The organism is Streptococcus suis (assembly GCF_002960445.1).
Classification (GTDB): domain Bacteria; phylum Bacillota; class Bacilli; order Lactobacillales; family Streptococcaceae; genus Streptococcus; species Streptococcus hyiners.
Map to the genome: position 1 here is coordinate 1 of NZ_POJD01000091.1, position 355 is coordinate 355.

The 355-nt window shown below is 45.4% G+C and carries 1 protein-coding gene; it reads right to left on the reverse strand.

Annotated elements, in window-relative coordinates; genetic code table 11:
- Positions 1-355 (reverse strand): Asd/ArgC dimerization domain-containing protein (locus C1G53_RS01840; protein ID WP_269087980.1); only part of this gene is annotated, 355 nt, incomplete at both ends.

A 355-nucleotide genomic window follows, 5' to 3' on the forward strand; every position in this document is an offset into this window, starting at 1 on the left:
CAATGCTGTCATCTTCCATGATTTTCTTAGTCTCTTTTGTCATCTTCATCTCTTCGTATGTGTAGTCATTTTCAGTGAAGAGGTCGATTTGCGGAATAGCATTGAACCCGATTGGATAGTGCTTCTTATCGCCACCAGAAGGAAGAATATTCGCTTCTACCGCTTTGGGTTCCACGCCATCATTCAAGACAGAACGAAGCTGAGCTTGTGTTTCCAAGATAGCTCCCATACCTGCTCCAGAGACTGCCTGATAGGTGGATACGATGATCCGCTCCAAGCCCCATTTCTGACGAACAGGCTCCAAGGCAACCATCATTTGAATGGTTGAGCAGTTTGGACAAGCAATGATACCATT